Source organism: Kitasatospora sp. MMS16-BH015, assembly GCF_002943525.1.
Classification (GTDB): Bacteria; Actinomycetota; Actinomycetes; order Streptomycetales; family Streptomycetaceae; genus Kitasatospora.
Window position 1 is genome coordinate 7,786,866 of sequence record NZ_CP025394.1, and the last position, 14,978, is coordinate 7,801,843.

17 protein-coding genes are annotated in these 14,978 nt (G+C 72.8%); 3 read left to right on the forward strand and 14 right to left on the reverse strand.

Translation table 11 applies throughout. The annotated features are described in order from the left end of the window. Positions 1-241: 241 nt before the first annotated feature. Positions 242-1,117 (reverse strand): hypothetical protein, encoded by an 876-nt coding sequence (locus CFP65_RS33455; protein ID WP_104819691.1) that lies wholly within the window; start codon positions 1,115-1,117, stop codon positions 242-244. A 485-nt stretch (positions 1,118-1,602) separates the two neighbouring features. Here CFP65_RS33455 and CFP65_RS33460 point away from each other — a divergent pair, with 485 nt between their 5' ends. After that, positions 1,603-1,839: a DUF397 domain-containing protein gene (locus CFP65_RS33460; protein WP_104819692.1), complete on the forward strand. Its 237-nt coding sequence runs from the start codon at positions 1,603-1,605 to the stop codon at positions 1,837-1,839. A 255-nt stretch (positions 1,840-2,094) separates the two neighbouring features. Here CFP65_RS33460 and CFP65_RS33465 read toward each other — a convergent pair whose 3' ends face one another. Continuing rightward, positions 2,095-2,673 carry an ATP-binding protein gene (locus CFP65_RS33465; protein WP_104819693.1) on the reverse strand — a complete coding sequence of 193 codons (579 nt, stop codon included), beginning with the start codon at positions 2,671-2,673 and terminating at the stop codon, positions 2,095-2,097. Between the two features lie 421 nt (positions 2,674-3,094). Between CFP65_RS33465 and CFP65_RS33470 the strand changes: the two genes are divergently transcribed. After that, on the forward strand, positions 3,095-3,961 hold the full coding sequence (locus CFP65_RS33470) for a helix-turn-helix transcriptional regulator (protein ID WP_104819694.1): 867 nt from the start codon (positions 3,095-3,097) through the stop codon (positions 3,959-3,961). A gap of 16 nt (positions 3,962-3,977) precedes the next feature. Here CFP65_RS33470 and CFP65_RS33475 read toward each other — a convergent pair whose 3' ends face one another. Next, entirely contained in the window at positions 3,978-4,556 is a 579-nt protein-coding gene (locus tag CFP65_RS33475) for a TetR/AcrR family transcriptional regulator (protein WP_254552702.1), read from the reverse strand. 175 nt (positions 4,557-4,731) lie between these two features. After that, the gene (locus CFP65_RS33480) at positions 4,732-6,216 is read right to left on the reverse strand and encodes an MFS transporter (protein WP_104819696.1); all 1,485 of its coding nucleotides are present in this window, start codon (positions 6,214-6,216) and stop codon (positions 4,732-4,734) included. A gap of 87 nt (positions 6,217-6,303) precedes the next feature. On the opposite strand from CFP65_RS33480, the gene CFP65_RS33485 reads away from it, so the two are divergent. Beyond that, positions 6,304-6,723 carry a MarR family winged helix-turn-helix transcriptional regulator gene (locus tag CFP65_RS33485; protein ID WP_254552703.1) on the forward strand — a complete coding sequence of 140 codons (420 nt, stop codon included), beginning with the start codon at positions 6,304-6,306 and terminating at the stop codon, positions 6,721-6,723. A gap of 99 nt (positions 6,724-6,822) precedes the next feature. On the opposite strand, the gene CFP65_RS33490 is transcribed toward CFP65_RS33485, so the two are convergent. From CFP65_RS33490 to CFP65_RS33530, 10 genes are all read right to left on the reverse strand, one after another. After that, positions 6,823-7,827 (reverse strand): M56 family metallopeptidase, encoded by a 1,005-nt coding sequence (locus tag CFP65_RS33490; RefSeq protein WP_104819697.1) that lies wholly within the window; start codon positions 7,825-7,827, stop codon positions 6,823-6,825. Between the two features lie 174 nt (positions 7,828-8,001). Then, positions 8,002-8,160, reverse strand: a complete 159-nt coding sequence (locus CFP65_RS39405) for a hypothetical protein (RefSeq protein ID WP_158702487.1) — start codon at positions 8,158-8,160, stop codon at positions 8,002-8,004. Positions 8,161-8,282: 122 nt separating this feature from the next. Further along, a complete protein-coding gene (locus CFP65_RS33495; protein WP_104819698.1) occupies positions 8,283-8,846 on the reverse strand; it encodes an SHOCT domain-containing protein in 564 nt (187 codons plus the stop codon). A 173-nt stretch (positions 8,847-9,019) separates the two neighbouring features. Then, on the reverse strand, positions 9,020-9,769 hold the full coding sequence (locus tag CFP65_RS33500) for a DUF4230 domain-containing protein (protein WP_104819699.1): 750 nt from the start codon (positions 9,767-9,769) through the stop codon (positions 9,020-9,022). 139 nt (positions 9,770-9,908) lie between these two features. Continuing rightward, positions 9,909-11,045 carry a pYEATS domain-containing protein gene (locus CFP65_RS33505; protein ID WP_158702488.1) on the reverse strand — a complete coding sequence of 379 codons (1,137 nt, stop codon included), beginning with the start codon at positions 11,043-11,045 and terminating at the stop codon, positions 9,909-9,911. 38 nt (positions 11,046-11,083) lie between these two features. After that, the gene (locus tag CFP65_RS33510) at positions 11,084-11,431 is read right to left on the reverse strand and encodes a hypothetical protein (RefSeq protein WP_104819701.1); all 348 of its coding nucleotides are present in this window, start codon (positions 11,429-11,431) and stop codon (positions 11,084-11,086) included. Positions 11,432-11,527: 96 nt separating this feature from the next. Next, positions 11,528-12,079 (reverse strand): DUF5134 domain-containing protein, encoded by a 552-nt coding sequence (locus tag CFP65_RS33515; RefSeq protein WP_104819702.1) that lies wholly within the window; start codon positions 12,077-12,079, stop codon positions 11,528-11,530. 171 nt (positions 12,080-12,250) lie between these two features. Then, positions 12,251-13,009, reverse strand: a complete 759-nt coding sequence (locus CFP65_RS33520; RefSeq protein ID WP_104819703.1) for an amino acid ABC transporter ATP-binding protein — start codon at positions 13,007-13,009, stop codon at positions 12,251-12,253. Continuing rightward, positions 13,006-13,878 (reverse strand): amino acid ABC transporter permease, encoded by an 873-nt coding sequence (locus tag CFP65_RS33525; RefSeq protein ID WP_104821312.1) that lies wholly within the window; start codon positions 13,876-13,878, stop codon positions 13,006-13,008. Before CFP65_RS33525 ends, CFP65_RS33520 begins: the two co-directional genes overlap by 4 nt. 20 nt (positions 13,879-13,898) lie before the next feature. Continuing rightward, the gene (locus CFP65_RS33530) at positions 13,899-14,777 is read right to left on the reverse strand and encodes an ABC transporter substrate-binding protein (RefSeq protein WP_104819704.1); all 879 of its coding nucleotides are present in this window, start codon (positions 14,775-14,777) and stop codon (positions 13,899-13,901) included. Between the last annotated feature and the right edge of the window lie 201 nt (positions 14,778-14,978).

Here is a 14,978-nt window from a genome sequence, read left to right on the forward strand (position 1 = left end):
CGCAGCGGAAAGCTGGCATCCGTTCAGCCCCGGGATCTGACGCCGATTCCGCCCCCGCCCGCCAAGGTCTCGAACGGGTAAACCACCGGCAAAGACCGGCCGCCAGGGTCGAAGGTCCCGCCGTCGACGGGGTCGAAGGGCCTCCCGGGGCCGGGTCCGAGGGCCGGGTCCGAGGGCCGGGTGGCTCCCGGGCACGGAGAAGGGCCCCGGACGGGTGTCCGGGGCCCTTCGGGGTGGCGCGTCAGGCGGTGGGGGCTTCCTCGGCGGCCTCTTCGGCCGGGGGAGGGGTGGGGAGGGCGGCCAGGTAGGTGGAGGCGATCAGCTGGCCGACGGTCTGGTAGGCGCCGATCGGGGCGGCGCCGGGGCAGCCCGTCTCCTCGGCGGCGGTGGCCAGCAGCTCGGGGTCGGCCTCGGGGCCGATCACCAGCGGGGCCAGGGCCGGGCGCTGGGAGCCGGTGGCCCGGAGGTGCTCGACGGCGGCGGCGACCGAGCCGGGCACGTCGAGCGCGGCGGCCACCACCGGCACGGCGAGCCGCGCGGCCAGCAGGACGCCGGTGATGCCGGCCGCAGCGGCCGCCTCCTCGCCGCCCACCGTGGTGAGGACGACGCCGTCGGCGGCGGTGGTGATGGCGAACAGGCGGGCGCGGTCGGCCCGGGCCAGCCCGGCCTCGGAGAGGCGGACGTGCACGGCCTCGGCCAGCAGCGGGTGCGGGCCGAGCGTGTCGGTCACGGTGGCCCCGTGCTCGGCGGCCAGCTTGTGCAGCTCGACGAGGTACTCGTGCGGGCCGGCCAGCAGCGGCACCAGCACGGGGGCGGGCAGCCCCGCCTCGGCGGCCGCGGCCAGCAGCCCGGCGACGGTGGCGGCGCCCTCCTCCGCGGGGGAGCCGTCCAGGTAGGCGGCGGTGGCCTCGATGCCCGGCTGCTCGCCGCGCACGACGGAGAGCAGCTCCTCGACGACGGGGCGGGCCTCGGGCCCGGCCGTGGCCGGCACGGCCAGCACCAGAGCCGGTGCGCCGGCGGGGACCTCCGGGCGCTCGGGACGACGGTGGCGCCCCCGCGCACGGGAGCCTGGCGTACGGACGGGCAGTGGTGCGCCCGGGATCGCTGCGGTGCTCATGGCGGAGATCGTAGGACATTACGCCGACAGGCCTGCAGTCGGCTCCCGCCCCCGGCCCGTCCGGATCCACGGGACGGGCCGGGGAAAGCGGACATTCACCACCAAACCGCCCGCGAATGGCCGCTGACGTGCGATCTCTTCACCGAAACCGCCCAGCTGTGCCCGATCTCCGTCAAGTTGAAGCCTCCGTTCCGCGTGACCTCGGTCACAGGAGGGGTGCGAAGTGACGGACCGTGAGTCGGCCCGCCCGGTCGAAGATCAACGCCGCGCCGCGCCTCCTGTACGGGGCGTCATCGAACCAGTTCTCTTCGCCCGGCTATGTCCGCTTACGAGCCGTCAACTGTGCCCGGAGGGGCAGGAAAACCGTCCAGTGACGCTGGCTTATGCACGCGCAATTGCCCGTGCTGATGCACGTGCATTCGGGCTATCATCACGTCAAGTAAGGCGAATCCCAGTCAGGTCGCAGTCAGGTCGGGAGAATGACGATGCAGAACACGTACAACGGCATGGCGGCTGCGAGCCTGGAGGGCGTGGTCTGGCAGAAGAGCAGCCACAGCAACTCGCAGGGCAACTGCGTCGAGTTCGCCGCGCTCCCGGGGGGCTCCGTGGCGATGCGCAATTCGCGTTTCCCCGAGGGCCCGGCCCTCATCTACACCCGCGCCGAGATCGAGGCGCTGCTGCTGGGGGCCAAGGACGGGGAGTTCGACCACCTGGCGTTCTGACGGAGGCTCGGAGCGCTGCGGCGCTCCGCCGGGGCCGCCGTGGGTCATGGGACCTGCGGCGGCCTCCGCGTTTCCCGGTCCTGCTCGAGGGCGCGTGCGCGAGAGGGGCGCGGCGCCCCGTACCGTCAACTGCGGGCACGAGCGGCCGGCGGGCCGACTTCGTGCGCGCGGTTGGTGGTACGGAGCCCCACGCCCCTCGATGACGGGTGGTCGGACTGCGGCGGGGCGGTCCTCGGCGGCCACCCGGACGGGGAGTCAGGCGGAGCGGCGGTGGCGGCCCGACGGGCCGTCGGAGCGGCGCGGCTGCGGGCGCTCCTCCTCGGCCTCGAAGACGGCCCAGACCACCTTGCCGGCGCCGGCCAGCGGGTGCCAGCCCCAGGAGCGGCTGAACGAGTCGACCAGGTGCAGGCCGCGGCCGGATTCGGCGACGAAATCCGCCTCCCGGGCCACCGGGCCGCTGCTGCTCGGGTCGCTCACCGCGCAGACCACCTGCGGAGCGCGGTGCACCAGGCTTATTCGGATCGGCAGCACCCCCGCCGACAGCGCCTCCGCAGCCACGACCGGAGCGCCGACGGAGCGCGGGCCCGGCTGCACGGGGAAGCGGGTCGGCTCGATCACCGGACAGCCGGACTCGGCCTGGGTGAGCGCGTGCCGCAGGGCGTTGGTCACCAACTCCGAGGCGACCAGCGCGACATCGTCGAAGAGACCGCCAAGGCCCCAGCCCTGGAGCGTCGAGCGGGCGAACTCCCGGGCGGTTCTCACGGCTTCCAGACGGGGCGCGAGGGTACAGGTGACCACGTGGGGGTCGGCCGCGACGGCCGTACCTGTGCTCATGAAGAGCTCCTCCCATAAGGGGGCCGACACGGCTGGACCCGCCGGGGTCATGCCGGTCACCTCCGACTCGCTCGGTCGCGCCGTCACCTCACCCGACACCACCACGCACGCACACGTGAACCCAGCCGTGCGGGGGCGCGGCCGGGGTGCGGTGTGCGGTTACGCGTGAGGGGTCGACGCGGTGCCCGCGGGGTTGCCAGGGATGTGCAGGTGCACGTGCACCATGGTCCTCTGCGCCCACGGCAGATGCAAGAGTCGATTCACGTGCAGTCGCACAATCGGCATATGCAAGCGCCGGATGCACGTGCATCATGGGGGATCTCATGCAGAACTGGTAGATCGTTGCCCCAGTACCGGCACCGAGAGCGCTCAACTGATGGCAGACTGTGCGCTGTTTGTCCAAGGCGGAGGTTTCGACGGCATGACCACAGCTCAGCCCGGTGGTGGCTCGATGGTTCGCCGCATCCTCCTCGGCTCCCAGCTGCGGCGGTTGCGGGAAGGACGCGGCATCACGCGCGAGGACGCGGGGTACGCGATCCGCGCATCCGAGTCCAAGATCAGCCGGATGGAGCTCGGTCGCGTCTCCTTCAAGGAGCGCGACGTCGCCGATCTGCTCAGCCTCTACGGCGTGGACGACAGCGGCGAGCGCGAGGCCATGCTCGGCCTGGTCCGCGAGGCCAACAAGTCCGGCTGGTGGCACAGCTTCAACGACGTGCTGCCCGGCTGGTTCCAGACCTACGTGGGCCTGGAGGAGGCCGCTGCGATGATCCGCACCTACGAGGTGCAGTTCATCCCCGGCCTGCTCCAGACCGAGGACTACGCCCGGGCGATCTTCTCGCAGACCCGCCCGGTGATCTCCGAGGAGGAGCTGGAGCGCCGGCTCGGCCTGCGGATGCGCCGTCAGAAGCTGCTGACCAGCGGCGAGAGCCCGATGCTCTGGGCCGTCATCGACGAGGCCGCGCTGCGCCGCCCGGTCGGCGGCCCCAAGGTGATGCGGGCCCAGGTCCAGTACCTGATCGACATGGCCGAGCAGTCGAACGTGGTCATCCAGGTGATGCCGTTCCGCTTCGGCATGCACGCGGGCGAGAGCGGCGCGTTCTCGATCCTGCGCTTCCCCGAGCAGGACCTGGCCGACGTGGTCTACCTCGAGCAGCTGACCAGCGCGCTCTACCTGGACAAGCGGGACGACGTGGACGCCTACGTGCAGGTGATGGAGCGCCTCTGCGTGGACAGCCTCACCCCGGACCGGACCACCGAGCTGCTCGCCGCGATCCTCGCCGAGGGATAGCCGGTCTGACGGTCGGTCAGGCCGGGCCCGGGCCCGGTGGGGTGCCCAGCTCCCAGGGCAGGCGGTAGCGGGCGAACAGGTCCGCCCGGATCGGGGTCAGCGGGATCGACGCCCCCGGCAGCAGGACACCGATGCAGCCGCCCATCAGCGCGCTGCGCAGCACGGCGTGGTCGCCGACCGGATCGGCGGAGCCCCAGTCGCGGAGCAGCTCCTGGAGGATGCCGCCGAGCCGGCGCTGCTCCGGGTCCTGCACGAAGGCGCCCACGTCCGGGTCGAGGATCAGCGCCAGGTGGGAGCGCATCACCCGGGGGTGGGTGAGCGCGAGGGTCAGCACGGTGTCGATCCCGAGCGCCAGCCTCGCCTCGCCGCCCGCCTCCGCCGGCAGGCCGTCCAGGGCCGTCGAGAGGGTCTGGTGCATCAGCCGGTGGGTGGCCGACTGCATCAGCAGCCGTTTGCTCTCGAAGTAGTACGTCAGCAGCCCCCGGGCCAGCCCGGCGCGCTCGGCGATGTCACTCAGCGTGGTGCGGGCGTATCCGTGCTGGTCGACCAGCTCGACGGTGGCCCGGAGGATGCGCGCCTGGGAACGTTGGCGCATTTCCTCGTTGACCGAATCCCCACGAGGTGCCATCGTGTCTGCTCCGTACGTTGATTGGCTCCCGGCCAATATACTGGCGCAGCCCGTCCGTACGGAGAGCCGACTCCACCAACACGGGGGTTTGGTGGAGTCGGCTCCTGGGTCCTCGGTATTCGCACCGATGGGTGCGGATCGGTCAGACCGCCCGGCGGCGCCGGGCGTCGACCAGGGCGCCGTACACGGTGACCAGCAGGCCGAGCAGGGCGATGCCGACCACCAGCAGCAGGGCCGGGCGGTAGCCCGCGAGCTGCTCCTGCGGGCTCTGGCCGCCGTGACTGCCGCCCGTGATGACGGCGGTGACCGCCGCGAGGGCCATGGCCGTGCCGACCTGGATCGCGGTGTTGACCAGCCCGGAGGCCAGGCCCTGCTCCTCGTCCGCGACGCCGTCGGTGGCCGCGATGTTGACCGAAGGGAAGGCGAGCGAGAAGCCGACTCCGATCAGCAGCATGCTCGGCAGCACCAGGCCGAGGAAGGTGCTGTGCTCGTCGAGGCGGAGGAAGAGGGCGAAGCCGGCCAGGAGGGCGAGCAGCCCGATCGGCATCAGCCGGGCGGTGCCGAAGCGGTCGACGATCGCGCCCATCTTGGTGGCCGAGAGGGCGATCAGCGCGCCGGCGGGCAGGAAGGCGAAGGCCATCTCCAGCGCCGACCAGCCGAGCAGGCGCTGGAGGTACAGCGTGGCGATGAACTGGAAGCCCGCGTAGGCGCCGACCATGCCGAGGGCGGTCAGATTGGCCCGGCTCACCCCGCCGTTCCGGAAGATGCCGAGGCGCACCAGCGGGGCGGCGCTGCGCTGCTCGATCAGGACGAAGGCGACCGCGAGCAGCACGACCACCAGCAGCGAGCCGAGGGTGCGCAGGCTGGCCCAGCCGGCCGACTGCGCCTCGGTGACGGTGAAGACCAGCAGGAGGAGGGCGGCGGTGCCGGAGACCGCCCCGGCTATGTCATATCCACCGGCGGTGCGCTGGCGCTCGGTGGGGCGGGGGAGCAGCCGGACGGCGGCGACCAGGGCGGCCAGCGCGATCGGCACCGGCATCAGGAAGGTCCAGCGCCAGCCGACGGCGGTGAGCAGGCCGCTGAGCACCAGGCCGAGCGAGAAGCCGCTCGCGCCGCAGGTGGTGTAGATGCTCAGGGCGCGGTTGCGCGCCGGGCCCTGCGGAAAGGTCGTGGTGATGATCGAGAGCCCGGCCGGGGCGGTGAAGGCCGCGGCCACCCCCTTGAGGAAGCGGGCGGCGATGAGCAGCCCGCCGTCGCTCACCAGCCCGCCGAGCAGGGAGGCGGCGGCGAAGACGCCGAGCGCGACCAGGAAGACCCGGCGCCGCCCCAGCAGGTCGGCCGCCCGGCCGCCGAGCAGCAGCAGACCGCCGTACCCGAGCACGTACCCGCTCACCACCCACTGGAGGGCATTGGTGGAGAGCCCGAGGTCACTGCCGATCGAGGGCAGCGCGACGCCCACCATCGAGACGTCCAGCGCGTCGAGGAACAGGGCGGCGCAGAGGACGACGAGGGTGCCCCATAGTCGTGGGCTCCACCTGTCCAGGGCGGGTGACGGAGCGTCATGGTAGCTGGTGGGAGCGGTAGTCGGGCGGGTGGCGGGCTCGGTGGCAGGGCTGGCTGTGGTCATGGGCAAGAGACTACATGCATGTGCATGAGATGCAACTGCATTTAATGCGAGCGCAATAGATGCACGGGCATCTGGTAGGGTGGAGGGGTGTCGTACCCAGACTTCATCCCCGCCGATTCGCCGGAGCCGCACCTGGTCGCCGAGTGGCGCGGCCTGCTGGCCCGCCACGCCGCGACGGCCTGCGCGCTCGACCGCGAGCTGGGCGAGCAGCACGACCTCGGCATGAGCGAGTTCGAGGTGCTGGAGCGGTTGGCCGAGCACCGCGTCCCCGGCGAGGGCCAGCGCCTCCAGGAGCTCGCGCCGACGGTCCACCTGAGCCAGAGCGCCCTCTCCCGGCTGATCGGCCGGCTGGAGAAGGCCGGCCTGGTCGAGCGCTCGATGTGCGCCAACGACCGGCGCAGCATCTACGTGATGCTCACCGAGGCCGGCTGCGCCCGGTACCAGGAGGCCAGGCCGCTCCACCGCGAGATCCTGGCCCGCACGCTCACCGAGCCGGTCGAGGAGTAGCCCCTCAGGCGGCCATGACGTCAGGCGTGGCAGTGCGCCCACAGCAGTAGCGCGGCGCAGGGCGGGCCGGGGCCCGGGCCTGCCGGGCGATTTCGCAGGTCAGCCGAGGCGGAGCAGGGCCGTCAGGCCCGGGGCGGCGGCGAGCAGGAGGGCCGTGGTCGGGGCGGCGAGGGCGGCCAGGGTGAGACGCAGGCGGTGGTCGACCGGGAGGCGGGGCTCGCCGGCCAGCAGGCGGTCGACGCGGCGGGGGGCCTGGGCGGTCAGCTGCGGGGCGCGGGTGGAGGAGAGCGGGGAGGGGCAGGGGCCGAAGACGCCCCGGCCCGAGTTGAGTTCGACCAGGGCGTGGGCCGTGGTCAGGCGGCCGTGCAGGCGGGCGGCCCGGTCGTCCGCCGCGAGTTCGATCAGCTCGCCGACCTGGTCGCGGAAGGCGGTGAACATCGCCACCCCGGGGAAGCCGGCCGCCAGGGCCTCCGCGCACTGGGCCAGCCAGTGGTGCCGGGCCCGGACGTGACCGCGCTCGTGGCTGAGCACCGCGGCCAGTTCACCGTCGGTCAGCTGGCGGAGCGCCTGGGTGGTCACCACCAGCCGGGCCCCCGGGCCCGGCAGTGACCAGGCCTCGGGGCTGGCGTCCTCCAGCACCACCAGCCGCTCCCGGTCGCCGCCCCGGCGGCCGGCGGACTTCCGGCGGGTCTTCAGCTGGGGCGGGATCTCCGGTGCGCGGTGGTCGAGTTGGGCCTGGCGGCGGCCGCGCAGCGCGCGGGCGGCGAGCACCTCGCGGGTGAGCGAGTAGGCCGTCCAGAGCCCGCCGGCCGCCAGCAGGCCGGCGACCAGCCGCCCCCAGCCCTCGCGGCCGGCCAGGCCGTAGGCGGCCTCGACCCCGTGCGGGGCGCCGGAGAAGACCAGCGTGCGCAGCTCCGGCAGGGCGGCCGCCCCGGCCAGCAGCAGGCTGAGTAGACAGCAGAGCAGCACCGCCACCACCAGGCACTGCCAGACGCAGAGCGCCAGCACCGGCTCCCGCTCGGCCCAGCGCGCCCGGGCCAGCCGGCCCGGGGCCACGGTGGACAGGAGGAACCCCAGCAGCAACAGACTCAGCAGGGCGGTCATCGCAGGGGCTCTCCCCGGGGCACGGGCGCGGCGGTGCGCCGACCCCAACCTACGCCCGCCCCCACCCCGGCGGAACGCCTTCGCCACCCAGGTGACCAACGCCACGCGGCCACCCCGGGTCGCCCTGCCTGACGCCCCGTCGCCGGGGCGCGCACCGCCGGGGCCGACCTGCGTTCAGGGGCAGAGCTGCCGTCGGGCCGTCGCGGTGCTCACCTCCACCTCCTCCTGCCAGGTGTAGACCTCCAGCCAGGAGAGGTAGCCCTGCTCCGCGACGACCAGGACCCCGCCGACGGTCTCCCCGTCCGGGCCGGTCAGCGCCGCCTCGGCGACCACGCTGTTGCCGGGTTCGCAGAGGGCCGGCTCGACCGGCTCGCGGTCGAACTCGAAGTAGGTGCTGCCGCAGCCGCACGGGCAGAGGCATCCGTCACCGGTCAGCTGGTCGAGTGGTCGGCTGGTCAGGTGCCGAGCAGCTTGCGCTTGGCGGCGGCGAACTCGGCTTCGTCCAGGGCGCCGGCGGTGCGCAGCGCGGCGAGGCGCTCCAGCAGGTCGAGCAGTTCGGCGGCCGGTGCGTGGTCCGGGGTGGGGGCCGGCGCCGAGAGGACGGCCGGAGCGGTGTCCGTGGCGAGGGGCTGGGCCCGGTCGGCCGAGGCGATCGCCGCGTGCAGGTGCTTGGTGAACTCCTCCGCGTTCTCCAGGCCCTCCCACCGGTGGGCGCCGGTCAGCGCGGTGACCTTGAGGACCTTGCCGCTGAGCCGGGTGGAGCTGAGGGCGGCGTCGACGACCCCGGGCAGTGGCACCGAGACGGCGGGGCGGCCCTCCTTGAGGTAGAGCAGCCGGGCGCTGGTGAGCAGCAGAACGCCCTTGAGGAAGTCGTCCTTGCCCCGGGCCGCCGTCATGGCCAGTGGCCGCTCGCCGGGCAACGCCTCCGCCCGGGCGGCGTCGACCAGCCGCTCCCGTTCGCCGTCGCCCTTGCGCAGCACGTCGGCGGCGACATCACCCAGCAGATCGCTCCAGTCCATCACCCCACCCTAACCGCTGCGTTCGAGGCGCCGGACCTGAGGTCTCGTCAGCTCCGGAAGCCGTGGTGGACGGCGTGCGCCTCGGGCATCGGGGCGGGGCGGGTGACCCGGACCGGGCGCCGGCCGGCGGCGAAGGCGCCGAGTCGCCCTCGGCACCGGCCCCCGGTAGGGAGTCAGGAGCCGGTGACGACGGTCACGTCGGTGAAGCCGAGTGAGCGGAGCAGCCCTTCGAGGGTGGCGCGGGCGCTCTGTTCGGCATGGTCGGCGAGCCCGGAGGTCTTGGCGGCCGCGCCGATCTTCTGGGTGGCGAGGACTTCCAGCGGCTGCTCACTGCTCGGAGCGGAGCCGAAGAAGTCGCCCAGGCGGTCGAAGAACCCGCGCTGCTGGAGGTAGACGTACGAGCGCTGCACATCGAGCGCGGCTGGGGCGAGTTGGGCGTGGGGGAGGGTGAGACGCACGGTGGTGCGGTCGGGTGAGACGGTCACGGCGCCGGGGCCCAGGCCCGACAGGTCGGTATAGGCGTCGACGGTGCCCGAGGCCACGTACAGGGTGCGCTTGCCGAGCAGGGCGGAAGGCAGGAACTTCGCCTCCTGATCGAGATCGACGATCACCTGGTAGTTGCCCTGTGCTCCGGTGAGCCGCTTCATGTCCTGGATCGACCGGAGCAGCACCGGCTGGCTGCGGTCGACCGTGCGGCGCCCGAACAGGTCGGGCAACGAGGGCAGCAGGGAGAGGCGGGTCGCGGCCAGCAGCAGGGCGAGGACGGCCGCCAGCGCCAACGGGACACCGAAGTACCAGGGCAGACGGCGCCGCACCGCGACCGGACGGTGCGCTGCGGCGGACCCGGCGGTGGTGCTCTCGGTCGGTGCGGTCGGTGCGGTCGGTGCGGTCGGTTCAGCTCGGCGGGTGGACCACGGTCTCATGTCCTCATCTCCCGTTCCTCGAAGGGCCGTTGACCGCTTACCCGGCCTCGCCCGGTCCACGCGGGGTGAGGGCGGTGGCCAGCCCTCCGAAGACCGTCTGCTGTAAGCGGGCCGCGGCGCCCAGGTGGCAGTGGTCGCGTCAGATGTTGAGGTAACGCTCCAACCGGACGGGCGTCCGCCGACCCGCCAGGTGCACGTCCGCCGTGAGGTGGAAGTCCCCCCAGGCGCGGACCTTCAGGCTGAAGGCGCTCTCCCCGTCGGTGATCGTGCGATCGGGATCCGGAAAGGTGGGGTGCAGGTGGTAGACGACCTTGGTGACCTCGTCGAGGACGGCGGCGTCGAAGCTCGCCAGGTAGAGGTGGACGAGGAAGTAGGGCCTGCCGTTCTCCGCGTACGTGCCGTCCGCTCGCGAGGTGTGGGCCAGGTGGAGGGCGGTCCGTGGTGCGGGGGCGGCCGAGTCCGCGTGGTGGCCGGAGCGAGGGTGCAGGTTGCGGACCAGGCCCAGCAGGTCGGCGGTCTCGGTGCCGCACTGCTGCGGCACCGGCAGCCCCTCGGCCCTCAGTTCGGCTTGGAGGTGCCGGTAGATGTCGCCGAGGCTGAGCGACTCCCCGGCGGCCGGGCTGCCGGTGCGCAGCAGTCGCAGCAGCCGCCCGGTGAAGGCGGTGTGCTCCTCCCCGGGGATCGTCAGCGCGGTCCGGTTCCCCGGAGCGGCGGTCAGGGTGTACGTCCCGGCCACCTGGAGCTGCCCGAGGATCGCGTCGGCCTCCCCGGCCAGGTGTTCGCCGATCGCCCGCCCGCTGAAGCAACTGTCCAGGATCACCACGCGGACGGCCGCCCTGCTGTCCAGGAACACGTCACGCACGGCCTCGAACGGCAGGGCGGTGAACCTCGGCTGGTTGGGCCTGGAGTCGGACAGGCTCAAGTACAGTTCGCGGCGCCGTGGTTCGAGCAGCCCGTGCCCGCTGAAGTAGAACAGCAGGAGGTCCTCGGCCTCCGCAGCGGCCTTCGCCAGCAGGCCGCCGACCTCGGCGAGACTGACGTCGTTCGGGGCCGGTACGCAGGAGTCGGAGTCGAAACCGCCCAACTGCGGGTCGGTGAGCACCTGGTACAGCTCGTCCACGTTGTTGGCGATGACCGGGATGTCCGCCAGCCCCGGATCCTCGTAGTAGGGGACGCCGACCAACACGATCCGCGACCGGCTGCGGTCGGCTCGCCGGGCCTCGGCACCGTCGGTCGGCGAGCGGTCCGGGAGGATCTGCTGGATGCGTCGGGCCATGCGTGGAGCGGCCTTGGTCTCCTCGCCCGGTATTTCCATCAGCCCAGGTGCCGCAGGGTCTCGCGGAGCAGAGCCTCGACGTCCTTGACCCTCGTGGCGTCCACGGTCACGCTGTGCTCGGGCCCGCGGACCTCGATCCGGACATCGGATTTGCGCGGTTGCGAGAGATAGGCCCGCAGCGAAGCGGCCAGCACCGTCAGGGCGCCTCCGCTGCCCACCGCCACGGCCAAGGCATCGGCCAGTGCGCCGAGTTCACCCGGCCCGGGCTCGGCACCGACGAAGGCGACCAGCCCGCGGAGCTCGGGCTCGTGCCTCAACCAGTCCGCGAGATCCGCGAGTTCGTCGACGGCATCCTCACCCGTCACCGACAACAGCAAGCCGCTCATGTGTTCTCCCCCATCAGGCTGCGCCCAGTATGCATGCCACGCGACCGGCGGTGGGCCGGTGTGCGTGCGATCCTGCGGCCGCAGCCCTTCGGGCCGTCACATGGTGAGCAGCATCGAGAACATGCCGATGCCCATCGCGAGCCGGCAGGCGCGGGAGACGGCGGGGGTGGTCGTCCCCGTGGAGCCGGTGACGGTGCCGGACGGGGTGAGGAGGTGGGTGCCGGTCCAGAGGGCGTAGCTGCCGAAGTAGAGGAGGAGGGCGCCGGTCAGCAGGGGCAGGCCGGGGGTGGGGTGGTGGTGGGCGGTGCCGGTGGGCATGGTGAGGGCGAGGTAGGCCATGGCCAGGGCGCCGACGGCGTGGTGGAGGCGGTGGGCGCGGCGGGCCGGCCCGCCGGGGGCGGCGGTGGCCAGCAGCAGGGCCAGGCCGAGCAGGCCGTACGGCCAGCCCCAGGCGGGGCCGGGCCAGAGGGCCATCGCGGCCATCCCGAGGCCCATCAGCGCTTCGGCGGCGTCGCCCTCGCGGGCCGGCCAACGGCTCGTGGCGGGGCCGCAGGCCGTGGCGGTGGAGCGCAGCCGGGTCAGGCAGTAGAGGCCGGAGGCGGCGGTGAGGGCCGCCAGCAGCCAGGTGACGACGGCCGGTCCGTGCATGGGGGCCCCTCTCGGCCGTGGACGTACGGGTACGTCCACGGTCACCGATCGGGGCCCGGCGCAGCAGGGCGCGAACGGGGGCGCATGGAGGTGACGGCACCTCGGCCCGCCCCCGACGCTCCGTCAGAACGATTGGCAGAGCGAACGGCGGGGCGGATGGCAGAGCGGGCGTCAGGGCCCGGGGCTGAGCCGTCCGGTGGCCACGATGCGCTTGAGGAACTGCCGGGTGCGCTCCTCCTGCGGGTCGCCGAAGAGCTGGGCCGGCGGGCCCTGTTCGAGCACCACGCCCGCGTCCAGGAAGCAGACCTGGTCGGCCACCTCGCGGGCGAAGCCCATCTCGTGGGTGGAGAGCACCATCGTCATGCCCTGCTCCTTGAGGTCGCGGACCACGGCCAGCACCTCGCCGACCAGCTCGGGGTCGAGCGCGGCGGTGATCTCGTCCAGGAGCAGCAGCCGCGGCGAGGTGGCCAGCGCCCGGACGATCGCCACCCGCTGCTGCTGGCCGCCGGAGAGCCGGTCCGGGTACTCCTTGGCCTTGGCGGCCAGGCCGAGCCGGTCGAGGAGCTCCAGGGCCTTGGCCTCGGCCTCGGCGCGCCCGACCCCGTGGACGCGGCGCGGGGCCAGCGTGACGTTGTCGAGCACGTTCATGTGCGGGAAGAGATTGTAGGCCTGGAAGACCACGCCGATCTTGCGGCGGGCGGCGTCCTGGTCGGTGCGGGGGTCGGTGATCTCCTCGCCGTCCAGGTAGATCGCGCCGTCGTCGACCTCCTCCAGCAGGTTGGCGCAGCGCAGCAGGGTGGACTTGCCCGAGCCCGAGGCGCCGATCAGCACCGTCACCGAGTGCGCGGGCACCGAGACGGAGACGTCCCGCAGCACCAGTTGGCCGCCGAAGCTCTTGCGGAGGGACTCCAGCCGCAGCACGTCCGTCATACCGCACCCCCCTGCTGCTGACGGCGGTTCATCCGGGCGGTCATCCAATCGGTCAGGCGGGTGAGCGGGAGGGTCAGCGCGATGAAGACCAGCCCGGCCACCAGGTAGGGGGTGTAGTTGAAGGACTGCGAGGTGACGATCTTCGCCGCGTACACCGCGTCCACCACCCCGCCGATCGAGACCAGCCCGGTGTCCTTCTGCAGCGAGACGAAGTTGTTCAGCAGCGGCGGCACCACCCGCCGCACCGCCTGCGGCAGCACCACGTACCGCATCGCCTGGGCGTTGGTCAGGCCCAGCGAGCGGGCGGCGGCGCGCTGGCTCGGGTGCACCGACTGGATGCCGGCCCGGAACACCTCGGCCACGTACGCGGAGTAGGTGAGCACCAGGCCGGCGCCGCCGAGCACCAGCGGGTCGGTGGTGACGCCGGTCAGCCGCAGGGCCGGTACGCCGGTGATCATGATCAGCAGGCAGATGATCATCGGCAGGCCGAGGAAGAAGTCCACGTACACCGTGGCCAGCAGCCGCACCGGCAGGAAGACCGGCCCGCGCAGGGTGCGGGCGATCGCCAGCAGCAGGCCGAGCACCAGGATCAGCGCCCCGCAGACCAGCATCAGCTCGAGGTTGACCCGCAGGCCCTTGAGGATCTCCGGGAAGGCCAGGCTCGCGTAGTGCCAGCTGAAGAAGGTCTCCCGGGTGCGCTCCCAGCCGGGGGAGTTGACCACCACCAGGTAGAGCACCACGGCCGTGGCCACCGTGCTCACCGTGGCGATCAGCGCCGAGCGGCGGGCCCGGCCGCGCCGGTACGCCTCCCGGGCCAGCCGCCGCTCCGAGGGCCGGTACTCGCCGACCGCCGTGGGCTCCCCGGACATCCGGGGTTCGTCGGTCAGGCTCACTTCAGCACCGGCGCGGAGACGGCGTCGGAGAGCCAGCGCTGCTCCAGCTTGGCCAGCGTGCCGTCGGCCCGCAGCGAGTCCACCGCCTGCGAGACGCAGGTGGTCAGCGCGCTGCCCTTGTCGAGCACCAGGCCGAACTGCTCGGCGCCCGCGCCGGCGCTCGGGAACTGGCCGACCACCGCGGCGTCGGTGATCTCGGCGCCGGTGATGTAGAAGGCGGTCGGCAGGTCGACCACCAGGGCGTCGATCTGACCGTTCTTCAGCGCCGCCTTCGCCAGGTCGTTGTCGTCGAACACGGCCGGCTGCGCCGAGGGCTTGATCTGCTGGGTGATGGTGGAGAGGCTGGTGGTGCCGACCTGGGCGCCCAGCTTCACGCCCTTCAGGTCGGCCAGGCTCTTGGCGCCCGCCGCCTTGGAGCTCTTCAGCGCGACCACGGCCTGCCGCACGTCGTAGTAGCCCGAGGAGAAGTCCACCGCCTGCTTGCGCTCCGCGCTGATCGACACCTGGTTGATGTCGAAGTCGAAGTCCTTCGCCCCGGGGGCGAACGCCTTGTTGAACGGGCTCACCGTCCAGGCCACCTTGTCCTTGGCGTAGCCGAGCCGGTCCGCCACCACGTAGGCCACCGCCGACTCGAAGCCCTCGCCACTGGCCGGCTTGTCGTCCGCGAACCAGGGCGCGTACGCCGGCTTGTCGGTGCCCACCGTCAGCGTGCCGCCCTTCTTGGTGGCCAGCGCACCCTTCGCGCAGCCGCTCGGCGCGGCCGAGGCACCGGTCTTCACCTCGTCCTGCGGGGCGCAGGCGGCCAGCGCCACCAGGGCGAGCAGCCCGGCGAGGGGCGCGAGTCGACGGAGACGCGGGGCGGGGGCAGAAGTCATGGCAGGGCTCCATGGAGAAGAGAGAGGACTGCCGGGAAGAGTGCCCGGCACACGCGGAGTGGACACCGGCTGTCCGGTGGCGGCGCTACGGGGCTCAGGGCATGGTCGGCGTACGGCGGTGTCCCTCCGTGGTGCCTCCCGAGCGCGCGTCAGCGGCGACGGCGACAGCCGTGCGGGCGACAACAGGACGGCACCCGGAGC

Excerpts from the sequence above, each read along its gene's own strand:
- CFP65_RS33530 (WP_104819704.1), bottom strand. The coding sequence starts at position 14,777 with ATGACTTCTGCCCCCGCCCCGCGTCTCCGTCGACTCGCGCCCCTCGCC.
- CFP65_RS33520 (WP_104819703.1), bottom strand. The coding sequence starts at position 13,009 with ATGACGGACGTGCTGCGGCTGGAGTCCCTCCGCAAGAGCTTCGGCGGC.
- CFP65_RS33495 (WP_104819698.1), bottom strand. The coding sequence starts at position 8,846 with ATGGACTGGAGCGATCTGCTGGGTGATGTCGCCGCCGACGTGCTGCGC.
- CFP65_RS33465 (WP_104819693.1), bottom strand. The coding sequence starts at position 2,673 with ATGAGCACAGGTACGGCCGTCGCGGCCGACCCCCACGTGGTCACCTGT.
- CFP65_RS33470 (WP_104819694.1), top strand. The coding sequence starts at position 3,095 with ATGACCACAGCTCAGCCCGGTGGTGGCTCGATGGTTCGCCGCATCCTC.
- CFP65_RS33455 (WP_104819691.1), bottom strand. The coding sequence starts at position 1,117 with ATGAGCACCGCAGCGATCCCGGGCGCACCACTGCCCGTCCGTACGCCA.
- CFP65_RS33515 (WP_104819702.1), bottom strand. The coding sequence starts at position 12,079 with ATGCACGGACCGGCCGTCGTCACCTGGCTGCTGGCGGCCCTCACCGCC.
- CFP65_RS33475 (WP_254552702.1), bottom strand. The coding sequence starts at position 4,556 with ATGCGCCAACGTTCCCAGGCGCGCATCCTCCGGGCCACCGTCGAGCTG.
- CFP65_RS33490 (WP_104819697.1), bottom strand. The coding sequence starts at position 7,827 with ATGACCGCCCTGCTGAGTCTGTTGCTGCTGGGGTTCCTCCTGTCCACC.
- CFP65_RS33510 (WP_104819701.1), bottom strand. The coding sequence starts at position 11,431 with ATGAGCGGCTTGCTGTTGTCGGTGACGGGTGAGGATGCCGTCGACGAA.
- CFP65_RS33480 (WP_104819696.1), bottom strand. The coding sequence starts at position 6,216 with ATGACCACAGCCAGCCCTGCCACCGAGCCCGCCACCCGCCCGACTACC.
- CFP65_RS33525 (WP_104821312.1), bottom strand. The coding sequence starts at position 13,878 with ATGTCCGGGGAGCCCACGGCGGTCGGCGAGTACCGGCCCTCGGAGCGG.
- CFP65_RS33500 (WP_104819699.1), bottom strand. The coding sequence starts at position 9,769 with ATGAGACCGTGGTCCACCCGCCGAGCTGAACCGACCGCACCGACCGCA.
- CFP65_RS33460 (WP_104819692.1), top strand. The coding sequence starts at position 1,603 with ATGCAGAACACGTACAACGGCATGGCGGCTGCGAGCCTGGAGGGCGTG.
- CFP65_RS33505 (WP_158702488.1), bottom strand. The coding sequence starts at position 11,045 with ATGGCCCGACGCATCCAGCAGATCCTCCCGGACCGCTCGCCGACCGAC.